This is a genomic window from Hydrogenibacillus sp. N12, from assembly GCF_019645935.1.
Lineage (GTDB): Bacteria > Bacillota > Bacilli > Thermicanales > DSM-22653 > Hydrogenibacillus > Hydrogenibacillus schlegelii.
In genome coordinates this window covers 870490-889431 of the sequence record NZ_CP080953.1, presented here as the reverse complement: position 1 = coordinate 889431, position 18942 = coordinate 870490, and the positions used below count along the sequence as shown (strand labels likewise).

The window sequence follows — 18942 nt, the reverse complement described above, 5'->3', positions numbered from 1 at the left end:
AGCTTCGACCGCCTTATGCGGCAGGAACGCTTCAACCGCTTTCCGCTGCGGCGCCGGTTCGACCGCCTTCCGCGTGAGCGATCGCTTCCATCGCTTTCGGATGAAGCATGAGAAGCGGTTGCAGCTGCCGCCCTTCGAGGGCCGCTGCCACCGCCGGGACGAGGAGGTCCATCCGGGCGACGAGAGACGTCGGCTTGCCGAGCGGATCGTCCTGGCCGAAAGGGACGAAGTAGACGTTCCGGGCGACGAGGAGCTTGGCGATGTTCTGAGCGTTCAGGCCGAGGCCGTCGTTGGTCGAGACGGCGAGGACGACCGGTCGACCGTTCCGCAGCGTCGCCTTGGCGGCCATGAGCACCGGGGAATCGGTGATGGCGTTCGCGAAGCGGGCGAGGGTGTTTCCGGTCATCGGCGAGATGACGAACGCGTCGAGCGTTCTTTTCGGCCCGAACGGCTCCACCTCTGGGATCGAGCCCCGGATGCGCTCGCCGGTGATCGCCTCGATCCGGGCGACCCAGTCGTCCGCCTTGCCGAAGCGGGTGTCCGTCGTGAGGACCGTATGCGTCGCCACCGGGATCACCCGGGCGCCGAGCCGAACGAGCGCTTCCATCGGGCCGAGGACTTCCGCATACGTGCAGTGGGAACCGGTGATGCCGAAACCGATCGTCTTGCCGTGGAGCATGGCGAGGTCAGCGGTCATCGTCGTCGCTCCTTTCAGGGCTTTTGGGCGGCGATGAGGCGGGTGAGCACATCCGCGAGGATTTTGCCGGCGGTCTTCGGCGCGACGAGCCCCGGAAGAGACGGGGCCAGAAGCGCCCGGATGCCCCGCTTTTCAGCAAAGTGAAAATCCGTTCCGCCGGGCGCCGAGGCGAGGTCGAGGATGAACGCCGACGGCTTCATCTCCGCCAGCACGTCCGCCGTGAGGATCGGCGCCGGCACGGTGTTGAAGACGAGATCGACGGGGCGAATTTCCGACCGAAGGGCGCCGAGATCCAACGGCTCAAAGCCCATCTCGTACGCCCGGGCGAGCGCCTCCGGTTGCCGGGCAAAGACCCGAACCCGGGCCCCGAGGGCCCGGAGGCGGGGCGCCAGCGTCATCCCGACGCGGCCGAAGCCGATGACGGCGGCGTCGCTGCCGTGCAGGGTGATGTCGGTATGCTGGATGGCGAACATGATCGCTCCCTCGGCGGTCGGCACGGCGTTCAGGACGGCCACGTCGTCTCGGTCGAACAGGACGACGAGAGGGAGGCTGAATTTCATCGCCTGCTCCCGGAGGTACGGCCCGGCGATGCCGGTGTAGAGCACCGCCCCGCGGAGGGCGCGAAAGTGCGCTTCTCGCAGAAGGAGCGGCTTCGGGCTGAAGAGCGACTCGACGGCGCCGTCTTCGCCGATCCCCTTGGCGGGGAAGATGACGGCGTCAAAGCCGGCAAGCGTCTCCGGTGCAAAATCGACAAGCCGCGTCCCCGGAAGCGGCGCGTGAAGGTTTTCGTAGCCGGCAAGGCACACAGCGGCGTCCCGTTCGACCAGCGTTCGGGCGATCGTCAGCTGCCGGGCGTCGCCGCCGACGATGAGCACGCGTTTTCCGGTCAACAACATCGCCGTCCCCTTCCTTTGGTCCCGACGAAAAAAGGGTGCAGCGTGACGCTGCACCCTTACCGTATGATGAAGCCGCCCAAACGGTGCCCGGCCGAAAAGGCGCCGCCCGCTTCGCATCCGACCCGACGCCGGCGGGGCCGCCCCGGACGAACCGAGCGGGCGACCCGGGCGACCCGATCAGCCGTACGCCCGCGCACGGGCCGGCCCCAGTTCGACGATGACCATCTCCGGCCCGATCGTCCGGATCGCCGCCCACGGGATGGCGATCTCGCCCCGGGCCTTCCGCCAGAACCCCCGCCGTTCCGGAAGCAGGATGGCGGCGATGGTGCCATCCTCCGGATCGACGACGAGATCCGCCTCGTGGATCATCCCGAGGCGCTCGCCGGTCGAAAGGTCGATGAGTTCCTTGCCGCCGAGTTCGCTCATCCGCATGACCCCACCCCCGCCCGCCGGCATCCCGGTTCCGCCCCTTCACGGCGGTTTTTTCTGGGCGCTTCCTTCCCCAAGCATATGCCCACGAAGCCGGCCGTATGCGAGAAAGGCGGCGATCGCCGCATCCTTCCGGCCAGGGGCTTTCTCCCCCGGTGGCGGCCCGGTCTCCGGGCGGATGATGCGCTCTGGCCCGCCGGGCGCTGTGCCGATGCCCGCCGGGCGCGGCGCCTACGGATGCCGCCCCGGCGCAGTCCCGATGCCGCCCGAGAGAGCCCCATTGCCCGCCGGCACGGCGTTACCGCCGCTCGTCCGTCCGAAAGCCGGTCGAGCCGAATCCCCCTTCGCCGCGGGCGGTCTCCTTCCGGGCTTCCGTCCAGAAAAGGGCCGCCCGGTACACCGGCATAAAAAGAAGCTGGGCGATCCGCTCGCCGTCTTCGACGACGACGGCTTCCTCCGGATTGATGTTCGTCATGAGCACCTGGATCTCGCCCATGTAATCGCTGTCGATGACGCCGACGGCGTTCGCCATCGTAAGCCCCCGATGATACGCCTGCCCGCTCCGCGGGAAGATGAGGGCGACGACGTCCGGCCGGGGGATGTCGAGGGCGATGCCCGTCGGCACCCGCACCCGCTCAAACGGGCGGATCACGAGGGGCTCGTCAAGGACGGCCATGAGGTCGAGGCCGGCGGCGCCGTCCGTCGCGTAAAACGGCAGCCTTCCTTCTCGCGGCCGATCCGGCCTGAGCCACCGGACGCCGACGGAAAGCGGCATCATTTGCCGATCGGTTTCCACAGTGGTCGCTCCTTTCGCTCGGAAGAACCCGTTTCACTCCGAAGATCCCGGCGCCGGTCTTTTCCCGACGTCCGAAACGTTGCCCCGATGCAAGGTCCGTTTCCGACCGTAAGGCGGCCCAGGGCGACGTCATCCACCGAAGCTTCGGCCTCGAAAGAGAAATCGACGCCGACGAGAGCCCGAAGCATCGGATGCCGGCGGAGCCCTCGCCCTCGGTCAGACCCGACCGCGGCCGGCCGGCGCCGCCGATAAGACCCAGCCGTGGACTTAGGCTCCCGCCGTCGTTCAGTCCCGAACGCGGCGGGCGTCCCGCCTCGCGGCCCAAGAGGCGCCGCCGCGCTCGGCGCCGGCGACGGCCGGCCCGACCCAGGCCCGGCCGACGGGGCGAAGGAGCCGGTGCGCGAGCTTTCGGACGGCGTCCGTCGACACGGCCCGGTAACGGGCCATGACCGTCTCCGGTTCCGGGTGCCGGCCGAGGTAGATCGCCTCCCGGGCGAGGCGCTCGAGGCGGGCCTCCGTCGACTCGAGGTCGAAGGCGTAGCCGGCGATGAGGGTCCGCTTGGCCGCCTCGAGTTCCTCCTCCCCCGGGCCCCGCTCGATCAGAGCGCGGATCTCCTCCGCGATGAGCGCCTCCACCCGAGCCGCCCGTTCCGGATGCATGGCGGCGTAGACGGCGAGATAGCCGCTGTCTCGATACGCCGCCGTATACGAGTAGATGTCGTAGACAAGGCCTTCATCTTCGCGAATCCGCTGAAACAACCGCGCCGCCATCGATCCGCCGAGGAGCCGGTTCAGCACCGCCCAGGACGGACCGTCGGGATGGCCGGCTCGAAGGCCCGGATAGACGAGGACGAGGTGCCCCTGCTCCAGTTCCCGCCTCGTCCGGTGCCGCCGCCCGCCGGCAAAGGACGGCTCCTTCGGCTCCTCCTCCGGGGCCGGCGCGCCCGCGCCGTCGGCCGTCGGCGCCACCTCAAACGCCGGCTTGTTCGCCCTGCCGGAAACCGCCGATCCCGTCTCGGGTGCCGGAGCGCTCGCCTCGCCGTCCGGCCCCTGAGTTCCGCCGGCCGGAGCACTCCCCGCGCCCGCCTCACCGAAAGCCGCAAGGCGCGCCGCCGCTTTTTCGACCGCCGCCGCCGAAACGGCGCCGGCCAGGACAGCCACCGTCCGCTCCGGTCGGTAAAACCGCCGATGCAGCCGGACGAGGCGCGCCCGGTCCGCCGCCCGGATGACCGACCGACGGCCGAGGACCGGTCGGCCGAGGGGGTGCTTCCCGTAGGCCGCCGCCGCCGCCAGCTCGTGGACGAGATCGTCGGGGGCGTCTTCGGCGGCGCGGATCTCTTCGAGGATGACGTTTTTTTCCTTGATCAGCTCGGTTTCCGGAAAGGTCGGTCGGGCGACCATCTCCACCAGGAGATCGAACGCGTCGAGCAGCACATCCGGCAGCGCTTTCACGGTGTAGGCGGTGTATTCCTTCGTCGTGTACGCATCGACCTCGGCACCCAGGCGGTCGAAGGTGAGCGCGATCTCTCGGGCCGAGCGGGATGGCGTCCCCTTAAAAACCATGTGCTCGATGAGATGCATCAAGCCCGCCTCGTCGTCCGCTTCGTCCCGCGAGCCGGCGACGATAAACAGGCCCGCCGAGACGGAGCGGGCCGCCGCCTCACGGTCGACGATCAGCCGAACGCCGTTCGGGAGAATGTGCCGTTCGACCAGCGCCGCCCGCCTCCTTTCTCAATAAAACAAAACCCCCCGTCGCGGGGCGCCGGACAGGGGCGTCATTTCGCTTTGTACTTCGGCTTTGGCGTCGGACGTGGCGCCGGGCCCGGGGGCCTCCCGCCGGCGCCGCCGGAGCCGCCCGAAGCGGCGTCCCCCGCTCCGGGGCCCCCTTGGTCCGTGATCACCGCCTTGCGGGAGAGGTTGACCCGCCCGTACTCGTCGATCTCGATCACCTTGACGAGAATCGTATCGCCCACTTTGACGACGTCCTCGACGCGGTTCACCCGCGTCGGGGCGAGCTGTGAAATGTGGACGAGGCCTTCCTTGCCGGGGAGCACTTCGACGAAGGCACCGAACTTTTCAATGCGCTTGACGGTGCCGAGGTACGTCTCGCCGACGACGACCTCCCGGACGATGTTTTCGATGAGCTCCTTCGCCCGGGCGTTTTTCTCCGGATCCGGCGAAGCGATGTAGATCGTCCCGTCCTGCTCGATGTCGATCTCGGTTCCCGTCTCTTCGATGATCCGGTTGATCACCCGTCCGCCGGGGCCGATGACTTCCCGGATCTTCTCCGGATCGATCTTCATCGTGAGGATCTTCGGCGCGTACGGCGACAGCGTCGGCCGCGGCTCGGCGATCGCCTCCCGCATCTTTTCGAGGATGAAGAGGCGGGCCCGCCGGGCCTGAAGAAGCGCTTCTCGCATGATGTCGACGGTGATGCCGGCGATCTTGATGTCCATCTGGAGCGCCGTCACGCCGTCGGCCGTCCCGGCAACCTTGAAGTCCATGTCGCCAAGGTGATCTTCCATCCCCTGGATGTCGGTGAGCACCGCGTAGCGGTCGCCTTCCATGATGAGCCCCATCGCGATGCCGGCGACCGGCGCCTTGATCGGCACGCCGGCGTCCATGAGGGCCATCGACGAAGCGCAGATGCTCGCCTGGGAGGTCGAGCCGTTCGACTCGAGCACTTCCGACGTCAGACGGATCGTGTACGGGAATTCTTTTTCGCTCGGGATGACCGGCTCCAGCGCCCGCTCTCCGAGGGCTCCGTGGCCGATCTCCCGCCGGCTCGGCGCCCGAAGCGGCCGGGCCTCCCCCGTGCTGAACGGCGGAAAGTTGTAGTGGTGCATAAAGCGCTTCTCATCTTCCAGACCAAGGTCGTCCAGGATCTGGGCGTCCGACAGCGGCCCTAGGGTGCAGACCGACAGCACCTGCGTCTGGCCGCGGGTGAACACCGCCGAACCGTGGGTGCGGGCGAGGACGCCGACCGCCGTCGTGATCGGCCGAATCTCGTCGAGGCCCCGCCCGTCGGGTCGGACGCCGTCGTGGACGATCATCCGCCGCACTTCTTCCTTTAAGGTCGTCTCTAGGGCCGCCCGCACGTCTTTGAGGCGAAGCTCCCGCTCGGCCGCATCCGGGACCTCCTCGGCCCACAGCTCGTCGTAAAACGCCAGAACGTCCTGAAAGACGGCTTCGATCGCCGCCTCCCGTCCGCTTTTGTCCGGCGTCCGGATCGCCTCGAGAAGCCGCTCCCGGGCGATGTTCCGCACATCGTCGACGAGAGTCGGATCGAGGGCCTTGGCCTCGACGGTAAGCTTCGGCTTGGCGACCTCCGCCGCCACCCGCTCCTGAAAGAGGCAGAGCTCCCGGATGTACCGGTGGGCAAAGGCGATCGCTTCGACGATCTCCTCTTCCTTCACGAAGCGGGCGCCGGCCTCCACCATCGTGATGGCGTCCTTCGTCCCGGCCACAACGAGGTGAAGGTCGCTTTTTTCCTGCTCTTCCACCGACGGGTTGATGACGAAGCGGCCGTCCACCCGGCCGACGATGACGGCCCCGATCGGCCCCTGAAAGGGGATTTCGGAGATCATGAGCGCGAGCGACGTCCCGTTCATCGCCGCGATCTCCGGCGAAAAGTTCTGATCGACCGAAAGGACGAGATCGACGACCTGCACCTCATGCCGGAAGCCGTCCGGGAAGAGCGGCCGGATCGGACGATCGATGAGCCGGCTCGTCAGGATCGCCTTGTCGCTCGGCCGGCCTTCCCGCTTGATGAATCCGCCGGGGATCTTTCCGACCGCGTACAGCCGTTCCTCGTAGTTGACCGTGAGCGGAAAGAAGTCGACGTCCTTCGGCTCCTTCGACACCGTTGCCGTGCAGAGGACGGCGGTATCGCCGAAGCGGACGAAGACGGCACCGCTCGCCTGTTTGGCGTATGTGCCGATGTCGAACGACATCTTTTTTCCGGCGATGTCGACTTCGTAGACGGCCATCGGCAGCCCCCTTTCGATCCGACCGCCGGCCGGTGCCGGCGGTCGACGGAGAAAAGGCGGGGTCGCCCCCGCCGGTTACCGACGCAACTCGAGCTTTTCGATCAGCGCGCGATAGCGCGCCGGATCAAGACGGCGCAAATAATTTAAAAGCTTCCGGCGATGGCCGACCATCTTCAAGAGCCCTCGCCGGGAATGATGATCCTTCCGATGCACCTTGAGGTGCTCGCTCAGCTCCTTGATCCGCTCCGTGAGGATCGCGATCTGCACTTCCGGCGAACCGGTGTCCTCCGGATGCGTCTGAAACGCCTTGATGATCTCCTGCTTCCGCTCTTGCGTGAGCGCCATCGGACGTCCTCCTCCGTTCTAACCCCCAAAAGCCCCGCGGGCGGATGCCGACCCGCCGAGCTTCGGGTTTTCTGTACGGGCTTTCCATCCGTCGGCCGCGCTACCGGCCGGCCGGCGGCGGAGAATCGGTTGAAGTATACCACACGAATTCCGACTTCGCAAACGCCACATCCCGGGCGATCTGCGCCTTCAAAGCTTCGAGGTCGGCAAACTTCTGCTCCGGCCGGATGAAAAAGAGAAGCTCCAGCCGGATCCTCCGGCCGTAGAGATCGCCGTCGAAGTCGAGGAGATGCACCTCGACGTTCGGCACGGCGTCTTTGCCGACCGTCGGCCGCACGCCGACGTTCATCACCGCGGGGCGGCGTCGGCCCTCAAGCTCCACGCTCACGCCGTAGACGCCGTACCGCGGCAGGGCATAAGGGGCGGTCAGGGCGAGGTTCGCGGTCGGAAAGCCGATCGCCCGCCCCCGCCCGTCGCCGCGGACGACCGTGCCGGCGAGGGCGTACGGCCGGCCGAGGAGGCGGCTCACCGTCCGGATATCGCCGGCGGCCAGAGCGGCGCGGATGCGCCGGGAGCCGATCTTCTCCCCGTCTTCGGTGATCGACGGGACGACCTCGACCCGATCCGGCGCCTCCGGCGCCAGATCGGCCGGCCGCCCGGCGGCGCCCCGTCCGAAGCGAAAATCGTCTCCGACGACGAAGTGGACGATGCGAAGCGGCTCCAGGATCTTCCGGCGGAACGCCTCCGGCGTCATCGCCGCAAGCTCCGGCGTGAAGCGGACGAGATAGAGGCGCCTCATTCCCAGACGCTCGAGCTGGCGCACCTTCTCCTCGAGGGGCGTGAGGTAGGTGGCGACGAGGTCCTGGCCGAGGACGGTCCGGGGATGCGGGTGAAAGGTCACCATCGCCGGCTCGGCGCTCCGCTCTTCCGCCCGCTCGACCGCGCGGCGAAGGACCGCCTGATGCCCCCGGTGGAGGCCGTCAAACGTCCCGACGGCCGCCACCGCCGGCGGCCGGTCGCCGCCTAAGGAATACGGCGGTTCGATGCGTTCGATGTGCATGGCCTTCCCTCCTTCTGCAAGTCTCCGGGCCCCGTCAGACGAGCACCCGCTCCGCCACCGCCCACGCCTCCCCGCGGCGTTTTCCGGCGTCGGCAACCCGGTAGACGGCGAGGAGGCGACCGCCCTCGTCCCGGACCGCCACCCGCGACCCCGGAGCCAGGGCACGGAGCGCCGGGTCGGACGGCGGCGGAAGGGCCGAGCCGGTCCTGACCCGGTCCCGTTCCTCCCGGGCGACGACCACCGACGGAAGAAACGAAAGGGCGTGCTCCATCGGCACGAGGTGCCGCTCGAGCGTCCCGCAGTTTGAAGCCGCCTCCAGCTCTTCCAGCGTCCGGGCCTCGGACAAGGAAAACCCGCCGCTTTCCGTCCGCACGAGCCACCCCATGTGCGCCGGAAGGCCGAGGGCCCGGCCGACGTCGACGCAGAGCGTCCGGACGTACGTCCCGCTCGAGGCCCGAAGGTCGAACACGACCCGGGGATCCGGCCGGTCGAGGTCCATCGCGAGGATCTCGAGCGCCTCGATGACCACCCGCCGGGGGGACCGCGCCACCGTCTCGCCGCGGCGGGCCCGCTCATAAAGCGGCACGCCGCCCACCTTGACCGCCGAGACCATCGGCGGGGTCTGGTCGTACGTTCCGACGAACCGCCGAAAGGCCGCCCGGACCGCCGCCGGATCGAGGCCGACCGCCGCCTTTTCTTCGATGACGCGGCCGGTCCAGTCTTCGGTGTCCGTCGCCGCTCCGCCGATCCATTCGGCGGTATACCGCTTCGGCAAAAGATGAAGGTAATCCAAAAGCCGCGTCGCCCGGCCGACGCCGATCGGGAGCACTCCGGTCGCCTCCGGATCGAGCGTCCCGCCGTGGCCGACCTTCGGCCGGCCCCACGGCCGAAGGAGGCGCCGCAGGCGCTCGACAACGTCGTGGGACGTCATCCCGGGCGGTTTGTCCACGATGAAAAATCCGTCCACGGCGCACCCTCCCGCCCCTGAATCCGCCGGTCCCGGCGGCCGGCAAAACGCCACGGCGCCGGGCCGTCGCGGTCTTTCGACGATAAGCGGCGACGACGGGGGTCGAACGACCGCCAAGGCGCCAGGGCTCAGCCCGACGCCGGCGCTCCGCCCGTCAGAGCACCGCCTCGAGGGCCCGGATGACCGCCTCCCGGGCGGCCGAAAGGGGCGGGGGAAGGAGCGCCCCGGCCGCCCGGACGTGGCCGCCGCCGCCAAATTGCCGGGCGAGCGCCGCGACGTCGACCGTCCGCCGGGAGCGAAAGCTCACCTTGATCCCGTCCGACTGCTCCCGGAAGAGAACGGCCACCTCCACGCCTTCGATGTTTCGGGCGTAGTGGACGAGCCCTTCGGAAGCGTCCAGGTCGGCGCCGGTCTCCCGAAGGAGCGCTTCGGTGACTTCGACGAGCGCCACCCGGCCGCCCAAGACGAGGCGGATGTCGGAAAGCGCACGGGCGAGCAGGCGGACCTGGGAGAGACTCATCGTCTCCAGGGCATGTTCGGCGATGAAGTACGGTTCCGCTCCTCGCTCGACGAGTTCCGCCGCATCGTGCAGCACCTTGGGCGACGTGTTCTGGTAGCGGAAACCGCCGGTATCGGTGAGAATGCCGGTGTAGAGCGCCGTCGCCAGGTCTTGATCGAGGGGAAGGCCGACGGCCCGGACGAAGTCGTAGACGACTTCGCTCGTCGAGGAGGCGTCCGGCCGGACGACGTTGATGTGGCCGTAACCGTCGTTCGTGGCGTGGTGGTCGATATTGACGATCTCGGCCTCCGGGTCGAGAAGCGCCTCCGCCGCGCCGATCCGCTCCCGGTCAGCGCAGTCGACGAAGATCGCCCGGCGAAACCGGCCGTGCCGCTCAAGGCGTTCGGAAAAGGCCTCCGGGGGCAGGATGGCGTGAAAGGCGGGCAGATAATCGAACCGCTTCGGCGGCGGGTCCGCGTTCGCCATCGCCGCCGGACGGCCCAGGACGGTCAGGAGATGATGGATCGCCGTCTGCGCCCCCAGAGAATCGCCGTCCGGCCGGACGTGGGAGAGGACGAGCACCTCGTCCGTCGGATCGCCCCCGCCGGCGAGCATCCAGCGATAAAGCGCCTCGTAGGCGGACCGAAGGGCGTTCACGGCGACGCCTCCCCGCCGGCGCCCTCCCGGCCGTCCGGAGGGCGTTCGGCCGCTCCGCCCCCTCCGGCGTCCGTCCGGTCGCCGGCTGCCTCCGGACCGGTGGCCGCGTCCCGCCCGCTCCCGGGATCCGCCTGCCGGAGATCCTGGAGGATGCGATCGATGCGCATGCCGTAGTCGAGGGAGGAATCGTACTTAAAGACGAGTTCCGGCACGTGCCGGACTTCGATCCGCCGGGCGAGTTCGCTCCGGAGAAAGCCATGCGCCCGCCGGAGCGCCTCGAGGGCGGCCTCCCGGGTCGAATCGTCCCCGAGCACCGAGACGAAAACCCGCGCCTCGAGAAGATCCGGCGTCACCTCGACGTCGGTGACGGTCACAAAGCCGACCCGGGGATCCTTCAGTTCCGTCTGGATGAGGTGGCCGAGCTCTTTTTTGATCTGCTCGGCGATCCGCTCCTGCCTGATCCGCCGCACGGCGATTCTCTCCTTTGGGGGCCGTCACGCCTGGGGCACGGCTTCCATGACGTAGGCTTCGATGAGATCGCCTTCTTTGACGTCGTTGTACCCCTGGATCTTAAGCCCGCACTCGTACCCCTGGGTGACTTCCCGCACGTCGTCTTTGAACCGCTTCAAGGACTCGATCTTGCCGTCGTGGATGACGATGCCGTCCCGGATGACCCGGACGTGTGCGTCCCGGGTGATCTTCCCCTCGGTGACGTACAGGCCGGCGATCGTGCCGACGCGGGAGGCGAAAAACGTCTGGCGCACCTCGGCCATGCCGATGACCTTTTCTTCGTAGACCGGCTCGAGGAGGCCCTTGAGCGCCGCCTCGATGTCTTCGATCGCCTTATAGATGACGTTGTAGAGGCGGATGTCGATCTTTTCCCGCTCAGCGATCGCCTTGGCGTTGGCGTCGGGCCGGACGTTGAAGCCGATGATGACCGCCCGGGCCGCCGAGGCGAGCATGACGTCGGATTCGTTGATCGCGCCGACACCAGCGTGGACGATTCGGACTCGGACGCCTTCGACCTTGATCTTTTCGATCGCCGCCCGGAGCGCCTCGACGGAGCCGTGGACGTCGGCCTTGAGGATAAGGGCGAGCTCCTTGGTGTCGCCCTGCTGGATCTGGCTGAAGAGCTCCTCGAGGCTGACGTGCTTTTTCTTGAGCTCCTGTTCCCGCTTCTTGAGCGCCCGCTCCTCGGCGATCTGCTTCGCCTTGGCGTCGTCTTCGAAGACCATAAAGGCGTCGCCGGCTTCCGGCACGTCTTCGAGGCCGGTGATCTCCACCGGCGTCGACGGGCCGGCTTCCGTCAGGCGCCGGCCGAGGTGGTCGTGCATCGACCGGACGCGGCCGTAGATCGTGCCGACGACGAGGGCGTCGCCGACTTTGAGCGTGCCGTTTTGGACGAGGACCGTCGCCACCGGCCCCCGACCCCGGTCGAGCTTCGCCTCGATCACCGTCCCCCGGGCCCGCTTGTTCGGGTTGGCCCGAAGCTCCCGCATCTCGGCGACGAGGAGGATCATCTCGAGGAGTTCGTCGATGCCCTGGTGCCTGAGCGCCGAGACGTTGACGAAGATCGTGTCGCCGCCCCATTCTTCGGGAATGAGGCCGTGTTCCGCAAGCTCCTGCTTGACCCGGTCGGGGTTGGCGTCGGGCTTGTCGATTTTGTTCACCGCCACGATGATCGGCACGCCGGCGTCCCGGGCGTGACTTAAAGCTTCGAGCGTCTGCGGCATGACGCCGTCGTCGGCGGCGACGACGAGGACGACGATGTCGGTCACTTTGGCGCCCCGGGCCCGCATGGCGGTGAACGCCTCGTGGCCCGGCGTGTCGAGGAAGGTGATGAGCCGGCCGTCGAGCTCGACCTGGTAGGCGCCAATGTGCTGGGTGATGCCGCCGGCTTCCTGGGCGGCCACCCGGGTCTTCCGGATCGCGTCCAGGAGCGTCGTCTTGCCGTGGTCGACGTGGCCCATGACGGTGACGACCGGCGGCCGCGGCACGAGCGACGCTGGGTCGTCCTGCTCTTCGATCGTCTCGAATTCGACTTCGTTGATGACGACCTTTTTCTCGACTTCGATGCCGTATTCGGAGGCGATGAGCGTCGCGGCGTCGAAGTCGATGTCCTGGTTGATCGTCGCGACAATGCCGAGCATGAAGAGCTTTTTGATCACTTCCGCCGGCTCGCGGCCGATCATCCGGGCGAACTCGCCGACATTCACCCGCTCTTCGATGGCGATCTTCGTCGGCGTCACGCGGTCTTCGGCGTAGGTGACGTCTTTATGCTTCCGCTGCTTGTTCCGCTTTTTGCCGCTTCGCACCGGGGCCAGGGCGACGTCGTCGTCCTCGTCGAAGACGGCGACGCGCGGCTCTTTCTCCTTGATCGCCGGCTTTTTGCCGCCCTTTTTCGCCTCGGCTTTCGGCGAAAACAGCTCTTTCTCCTCTTTGTCCTTCTCTTTCTTGCCGCCGCGGCGGCGGGATTCGGTCTTCTCCTCCGTCACCGGCGCCGGCGGCACGTAAAGCCCCCGGCCGCGGCCCGGACGGCCGCCGCCGGGCCGCCCCCGATCGGTGCGCTCCCGGGGCCCGGCCGACGCCGCCGGGCGATCTCCACTCCGCTCCGGCCGGGCGTCGCGTCCCGTCGCCTCCCGCCTCTCGCCGCGGCCGTCCTGGGGCCGCCGATCGCGCTCGCCGCGGCCGTCCTGAGGCCGCCGATCGCGGTCGGCCTGGCCGCCCGCGCCGGCCGCGGCGGGCTCCCGTCGCTCTCCCGCCGGCTCTCGACGTCCGTCGCCGTCCCGGCGGTCGCCACCCCCGCGGCCGCCCCGGCGACGGCGGCGCCGCTTATCGCCGCTTCGGCCGCTCTGGGCGTCCCCGGCCGGCGGCGCGCCGCCGGCCTCGCCCCGGGCACCGCCGGAGGCGACCCCGGCTTTCTGCTCTTCCTTCGTTTTCTCCTGCGTCTCGGTCCCGGTCGTTCCGACCGAAGAGGTTTTCGTCTCGCTCACCGTGTCACCTGTCCTTGTCGTGGCTTGGGCTTGCTTGGCTTCGCTTGCTTTCCGGCGTTCTTCGGCCTTTTTCAGTTCTTCCGCCTTGCGGCGTTCTTCCGCCTCGCGGCGGGCCTTTTCCGCCGCCGCCCGCTGGCGAATCTCCCGGAAAAACTGGTCGATCTTCGCCTGCGCCTCTTCGTCGACGATGCTCATGTGGTTTTGCACCGGGATGTTCAGCCGCTTCAGGATGGTGATGATTTCTTTGCTGGACATATTCAGTTCCCGGGCGTATTCGTAGACGCGGTACTTGGCCATCGGCCCACCTCCTTCAGGGTGCCTCCCGTTCCGCTTCGCGGGCGCGCGCGTGATGTTCGAGCAAAAGGCGCGCAAAACCCGTCTCCACGACCGCCAAGGCGACGCGCGATGCTTTGCCGATGGCCGTTCCCAGGGCATACCGATCCGGACCTTCGATCAACGTCACCCCGTACGATCGGCACTTGTCGCGCACCGCTTTGCCGGTGTTCGGCCCGGCATCCCGGGCGAGGATGACGAGCTTCGCCTGGCCGGTCCGGATCGCGCGCAGGACGGCCTCTTCGCCGCTCACCACCTTTCGCGCCCGGGCCGCGAGGCCGAGCGTGGTCAAAAACGGATCAGCCTTCAAGCTTGAGCGCCCCCCATGCTTCTCTCAGCCGCTCGACGATCTCCGGCGTCAGCTCGACCTCGAGCGCCCGCTGGAACAGTTTCTTCTTGAGTGCCGTCTCAAAGCACGCCGCGTTCGGGCAGACGTAAGCGCCCCGCCCGCCCTGACGGCCGGTCGGATCGAGGCGGACGTCGCCGTCCGGCGTCCGGACGATGCGCACGAGCTCCCGCTTCGGGCGCTGAGCGCCGCAGGCGACGCACTTCCGGATGGGGATCTTCTTCGGCGCCACGCCTCACCCCTCCTTCGCCCGCCCTTCGGCGCCGGCCGGCGCCGCGGGAAGCGCCGTCTCGGCTTCCGACTCTGCTCTCGATCCATCCGGCGGAAATGCGCCTGCCTCGCCCATCCCGGCCCGAGCGTCCGTCCGCCCGGGGGCATCCGTCCGGTCGCCTGCCGGGGCCAAGGCGGACGCCGGCGCTTCGTTCGCGAGCCCGCCTGCCGCCGTCCCTTCTGCCGGCGCTTCGTCCACCGGCGCCCCGGCCGGCGAAGCCGTTTCTACCGAAGATCCGTCCGCCGAAGCGGACTCCGCCAGCTCCCGCATCTGGGTTTCGCTCTTGATGTCGATCCGAAGGCCGGTGAGCTTGGCCGCCAGACGGGCGTTCTGGCCTTTTTTCCCGATGGCGAGGGAGAGCTGGTTGTCCGGGACGACGACCCGGGCCGTCCGATCTCCCTCCTGAACGGTGACGGCGCTCACCTTCGCCGGGGAGAGGGCGTTTTTGACGAACTCCGCCGGGTCCTTGGACCAGCGGACGATGTCGATCTTCTCGCCGCCGAGCTCGTCGACGATCGCCTGCACGCGGCTTCCGCGGGGGCCGACGCAAGCGCCGATCGGATCGACGTTCGGATCCCGGGCAAAGACGGCGACCTTCGACCGGTCGCCCGGCTCGCGGGCGATCGCCTTGATCTCCACCGTGCCGTCGTAGATCTCGGGCACTTCCCGTTCAAAAAGCCGCCGCAAAAACTGGGGATCCGTCCGAGAGAGAAAAATTTGCGGGCCCTTTGTCCCCCGCTCGACCCGGGCGATCACCGCCTTGATCCGCTCGCCGGGCGTGATCACATCGCCGGGCAGGAGGTCCGAAAAAGGGAGGATGCCTTCGGTTTTGCCGAGCTCGACGTAGACGTTTTTCCCGTCGATCCGCTGGACGAGGCCGATGATGAGTTCGGTTTCCCGTTCGGCGTACTCCTGGTAGATGAGCCCCCGTTCGACTTCCCGGATGCGCTGGGTGACGACGTTTTTCGCCGTCTGGGCGGCGACCCGGCCGAAGTCCTTCGGCGTCACCTCTTCCTCGATGATGTCGCCGACGCCGGCGGCCGGGTGGATCCGCCGGGCCGAATCGAGATCGATCTCGAGCCGCGGATCTTCGACCGCTTCCACGACCGTCTTTTGCGCGAGCACCCGGATGCGGCCGGTCGCCTCGTCGATCTCGACCCGGACGTTTTGCGCCGTGTTGTAATTTTTTTTGTAAGCGGCGATGAGGGCCTGCTTGATCGCTTCGATCAGAATGGCCTTGTCGATGCCTTTTTCTCGTTCGAGATCCTCGATCGCGCTCATGAAATCGACGCGCATCGCGCCCCCTCCTTACCTCCCGTAGCCGCCGTCTCGCGGCGCTGCCGGTCTCTTCCGGGCTTCGCGCACCGCTCAGCCGATCATCGCCCGGCGGGCCAGCTTGACCTGAGCCCGGGGGATGGCCACCGGCCGGCCGTCCACCTCGACGACGAGCGGATCGGCCCCCGACCGGAGCGTCCCCTCGAAGACGGTGGCCCCGTCGACCGGCTCCCGCGTTTCGATGCGGACGAATTTGCCCTCCGCCCAGGCGAACTCCCGGTCGGTCTTGAGGACCCGCTCCGCCCCGGGAGACGAAACTTCGAGGATGTAACTTTCCGAAATCGGATCTTCGTCGTCCAGGCGCCGGCTTAAGGCTTCGTTCACCCGGGCGAGCTCGTCGACGCCGATGCCGCCCGGCTTGTCGACGAAAAGCCTGAGGTAGCGGACGCCGTGTTCTTTGACAAACTCCAGATGGACGAGCTCCAGCCCCATCCGCTGAAGGAGCGGGAGCGCCAGCGACTCCACTTTGGCCTCGACGGCCCGGCGGTCCAAAGCGACACCTCCTCATACAAAAAACGAAGAGTGGGCGCGCCCACTCTTAACGCGGTCACTTATAACATCTCCCGCTTTCACTGTATCACAACTTCCGCGCCGGTGCAAGATGCCTTTTCCCCTGCCCGACAAACGTAAGCCCCCAGGCGAACAGCGAAAGGGCGAGGCCGACGAGCATGACGACCCGCACCCCCACCACCGCTTCCGCCGCTCCGTCCGGCCCACCGACCCGGTCGAAGAGAAACGTCGCCACCGCGACCCCGAGCACCCGGCCGAGGTTGCGGACGGTGGCGATGATGCCGCCGGTGAGCCCCGTTGCCTCTTTCGGGACGCTCTCGAGGACGGCGACGTTGTTCGGCGGCTGGAAAAAGCCCATGCCGACGCCGAAGAGGGCAAGCCCGGCGACGACGAAGCCGACCGGCGTCCGCGGTCCGAGGAGGGCGAGGATGCCGAAGGCGGCGGCCGATACGGCGAGCCCGATGAGCGACGGCAGCCGCGTCCCCCGGCGGTCCGCCAACCCGCCGGCGACGGTTGAGGCGACGATCATGGCCACCGCCTGGGCGGTGATGACGAGGCCGATCCGGTCGGAGGTGTAGCCGTGGACGAGATGCAGATAGTACGGGAGCACGATCTGGGGAAAGCCGATGAGGACGTACGACAAAAGCCCCGTCGTGTTGCCGACGGCAAACGTCGGGATGCGGAACAGGCCGAGGTGGATGAGCGGCTCGGAAACCCGGAGGCTCCGGACGATGTAGAGGACCCAGAAGAGGGCCGACGTGCCAAAGGCGGCCAAAGACGGAGCGCTGAAGAAGGAAAGGCGGCTTAAGCCGTTCAGCCCCTGCATCAAGGCCGAAACGGCGATCAAAAAATACGTCGCGCCGAGGACGTCGATCTGTTCCCGGACGACGGACGGGGAAGCCGGCCGCCGATTTTCCAAAAACACCCAGGCCCCTGCGGCCGCTAAAAGGCTGAACGGGACGTTGATCCAGAAGATCGCCGGCCAGCCGAAGTAGTGCAAAAGAAATCCGCCTATCGCCGGCCCGACGATCGTGCCGACGGCGACGACGCTCCCGATCATCCCCATCGGCCGGCCCCGCTCCCCCGGCGGGAACGTATCGGCGACGATCGACATGACGTTGGCCTGGATGAGGGCACTTCCGATGCCCATGCCGAGGCGATAGACGATGAGGGCGGGGAGGCTTTTCGCCAGCGCCGCCAGGGCCGCAAAGCCGCCGAAGAGCGTCACTCCGGCGATAAAAAAGGGCTTTCGCCCGTAAAGGTCGGAAAGCTTGCCGATCAGGGGAAGCGTCCCGGTGATGATCATGAGGTAGGCGACGATGACCCACGAAAGCGTCTCGAGCCGGGTGTGAAATTCCGCCTGCAGCGTCGGCAGCGCGACGTTCAGGACGCTCATGTCGACGTTGATCATGAACGTCCCCGTCGTCACGATGGCGAAGATGAGCCAGGCCCGCAACCGCAACACCTTCTTAGCTTCTTCGCTTCCGCTTAGCATCTTAGCTTCCAAAGATTGAAAGGTCCGTAGAACGGGGGAAGTGGGGCGAGGGGGATGGGCGGCCGCCGAAGGTGGGGTTCGCCGGCCTCGGCCGCCGGCGGGGGAGGCCGAAAGGCCACCTTTGCGGCGACCGGCCGGGAAGCGACGGGACGTCCGCGACCGGAAGAGCGGCGGCCAAACGACGGCCGAAAGGAGCCGCTCGGGCCTCAGTCGGCCGGAAAAACGTCGCTCGACAAGTATCGTTCCCCGGTATCAGCGGTCATGCTCACGACGAGCTTTCCCGGCCCGAGCATCTCGGCGAGCTTCAGGGCGGCAAAGACCGCCGCCCCCGACGACGGGCCGACGAGAATGCCCTCCTCCCGGGCGAGGCGCCGGGTGATGGCGTACGCCTCGTCGTCTTCGACGAGGAAGATGTGGTCGTAGACCGAGCGGTTCAAAATCGGGGGGATGAAGCCGGGGCTTGTCCCGACGAGCTTGTGGGGGCCGGGGGAGCCGCCGGAGAGGACCGGCGACGTCTTCGGCTCGACGACGGCGATGACGAGGTCGGGGAAGACCCGCTTCAGCACCTCCCCGGTCCCCGTGATCGTCCCGCCGGTGCCGGCGGTGGCGACGAACCCGTCGAGGCGACGGCCAAGGGCCGCCACCTGCGCCAGGATCTCCCGGGCCGTCGTCTCCCGGTGCGCCTGGGGATTGGCGGGATTTTCGAACTGCATCGGGATAAAGCTGTCGGGGATCTGGGCCGCAAGTTCCCGGGCCTTCTCCACCGCGCCGGGCATTTTTTTCTCTTTCGGCGTGAGCACGACCTCCGCCCCGTAGGCCTGAAGCAACTTGATCCGCTCGACGGTGCTCCCTTCCGGCATGACGAGGATGCAGCGGTAGCCTTTCGCCGCCGCCACCATCGCCAGCCCGATGCCGGTGTTGCCGGACGTCGGCTCGATGATCGTCGTCTTGCCGGGGGTGATCCGACCTTCTTCTTCCGCCGTTTTGATCATATAGTAAGCGGCCCGGTCTTTGACGCTGCCGCTCGGGTTGAAGTACTCGAGTTTGACGTAGATGTCGGCGTGCCGCTCGGTGACGAGGCGGTTCAGCTTCACGAGCGGCGTCCCGCCGATGAGTTCGTAAATATGGTCGACGACCGCCGGGTGCGCGGCCCGCATGGCGCTCCCTCGCTTTCAGCGGCTTTCGTTTTGTCGCTCCGGGTTACCGCCTTATTTTACCGCCTTATTATACCGCTTTTTTTCCGGCGGTGGGAAAAACCCGGGCCCCTCCGGGCCGTGACGCCGAGAAGTTTTTTCGGAGCGCGATTTCGACCTCCTTGTTGCCG

General features: G+C 67.7%; 17 protein-coding genes and 1 pseudogene. All 18 read right to left on the bottom strand.

Translation table 11 applies throughout. From position 1 onward, the window contains the following. Positions 1-31 precede the first annotated feature (31 nt). Positions 32-697 carry a dipicolinate synthase subunit B gene (locus K2M58_RS04130; RefSeq protein ID WP_220678404.1) on the bottom strand — a complete coding sequence of 222 codons (666 nt, stop codon included), beginning with the start codon at positions 695-697 and terminating at the stop codon, positions 32-34. A gap of 14 nt (positions 698-711) precedes the next feature. Then, a complete protein-coding gene (gene dpsA, locus K2M58_RS04125; protein WP_220678403.1) occupies positions 712-1590 on the bottom strand; it encodes a dipicolinate synthase subunit DpsA in 879 nt (292 codons plus the stop codon). Between the two features lie 180 nt (positions 1591-1770). Beyond that, positions 1771-2049: a YlmC/YmxH family sporulation protein gene (locus K2M58_RS04120; protein ID WP_252393528.1), complete on the bottom strand. Its 279-nt coding sequence runs from the start codon at positions 2047-2049 to the stop codon at positions 1771-1773. Positions 2050-2320: 271 nt separating this feature from the next. After that, positions 2321-2818, bottom strand: a complete 498-nt coding sequence (gene dut, locus K2M58_RS04115) for a dUTP diphosphatase (protein ID WP_252393527.1) — start codon at positions 2816-2818, stop codon at positions 2321-2323. A 285-nt stretch (positions 2819-3103) separates the two neighbouring features. Then, positions 3104-4492 (bottom strand): M16 family metallopeptidase, encoded by a 1389-nt coding sequence (locus K2M58_RS04110; protein WP_289628275.1) that lies wholly within the window; start codon positions 4490-4492, stop codon positions 3104-3106. A 101-nt stretch (positions 4493-4593) separates the two neighbouring features. Beyond that, positions 4594-6807, bottom strand: a complete 2214-nt coding sequence (locus K2M58_RS04105) for a polyribonucleotide nucleotidyltransferase (protein WP_220678401.1) — start codon at positions 6805-6807, stop codon at positions 4594-4596. A gap of 75 nt (positions 6808-6882) precedes the next feature. Next, positions 6883-7152 carry a 30S ribosomal protein S15 gene (rpsO, locus tag K2M58_RS04100; protein WP_066202409.1) on the bottom strand — a complete coding sequence of 90 codons (270 nt, stop codon included), beginning with the start codon at positions 7150-7152 and terminating at the stop codon, positions 6883-6885. Between the two features lie 100 nt (positions 7153-7252). Next, positions 7253-8212 carry a bifunctional riboflavin kinase/FAD synthetase gene (locus tag K2M58_RS04095; RefSeq protein ID WP_220678400.1) on the bottom strand — a complete coding sequence of 320 codons (960 nt, stop codon included), beginning with the start codon at positions 8210-8212 and terminating at the stop codon, positions 7253-7255. Positions 8213-8246: 34 nt separating this feature from the next. After that, positions 8247-9179 carry a tRNA pseudouridine(55) synthase TruB gene (truB, locus tag K2M58_RS04090; protein ID WP_220678399.1) on the bottom strand — a complete coding sequence of 311 codons (933 nt, stop codon included), beginning with the start codon at positions 9177-9179 and terminating at the stop codon, positions 8247-8249. Between the two features lie 154 nt (positions 9180-9333). Further along, positions 9334-10335 (bottom strand): DHH family phosphoesterase, encoded by a 1002-nt coding sequence (locus K2M58_RS04085; protein WP_220678398.1) that lies wholly within the window; start codon positions 10333-10335, stop codon positions 9334-9336. A gap of 137 nt (positions 10336-10472) precedes the next feature. Continuing rightward, positions 10473-10805 (bottom strand): annotated as a pseudogene (rbfA, locus tag K2M58_RS04080) (30S ribosome-binding factor RbfA); the annotation flags it as partial. A gap of 24 nt (positions 10806-10829) precedes the next feature. Continuing rightward, positions 10830-13625, bottom strand: a complete 2796-nt coding sequence (infB, locus tag K2M58_RS04075; RefSeq protein ID WP_220678396.1) for a translation initiation factor IF-2 — start codon at positions 13623-13625, stop codon at positions 10830-10832. A gap of 13 nt (positions 13626-13638) precedes the next feature. Continuing rightward, the gene (locus tag K2M58_RS04070; protein WP_220678395.1) at positions 13639-13971 is read right to left on the bottom strand and encodes a ribosomal L7Ae/L30e/S12e/Gadd45 family protein; all 333 of its coding nucleotides are present in this window, start codon (positions 13969-13971) and stop codon (positions 13639-13641) included. Further along, positions 13961-14239, bottom strand: a complete 279-nt coding sequence (locus K2M58_RS04065) for an RNase P modulator RnpM (RefSeq protein ID WP_220678394.1) — start codon at positions 14237-14239, stop codon at positions 13961-13963. Before K2M58_RS04065 ends, K2M58_RS04070 begins: the two co-directional genes overlap by 11 nt. 3 nt (positions 14240-14242) lie before the next feature. Beyond that, positions 14243-15574 (bottom strand): transcription termination factor NusA, encoded by a 1332-nt coding sequence (gene nusA, locus K2M58_RS04060; RefSeq protein ID WP_220678393.1) that lies wholly within the window; start codon positions 15572-15574, stop codon positions 14243-14245. Between the two features lie 72 nt (positions 15575-15646). Beyond that, on the bottom strand, positions 15647-16105 hold the full coding sequence (locus K2M58_RS04055) for a ribosome maturation factor RimP (RefSeq protein ID WP_252393526.1): 459 nt from the start codon (positions 16103-16105) through the stop codon (positions 15647-15649). 85 nt (positions 16106-16190) lie between these two features. Then, positions 16191-17588 carry an MFS transporter gene (locus tag K2M58_RS04050; protein WP_220678392.1) on the bottom strand — a complete coding sequence of 466 codons (1398 nt, stop codon included), beginning with the start codon at positions 17586-17588 and terminating at the stop codon, positions 16191-16193. 236 nt (positions 17589-17824) lie between these two features. After that, a complete protein-coding gene (gene cysK / locus K2M58_RS04045; RefSeq protein ID WP_220678391.1) occupies positions 17825-18775 on the bottom strand; it encodes a cysteine synthase A in 951 nt (316 codons plus the stop codon). Positions 18776-18942 lie beyond the last annotated feature (167 nt).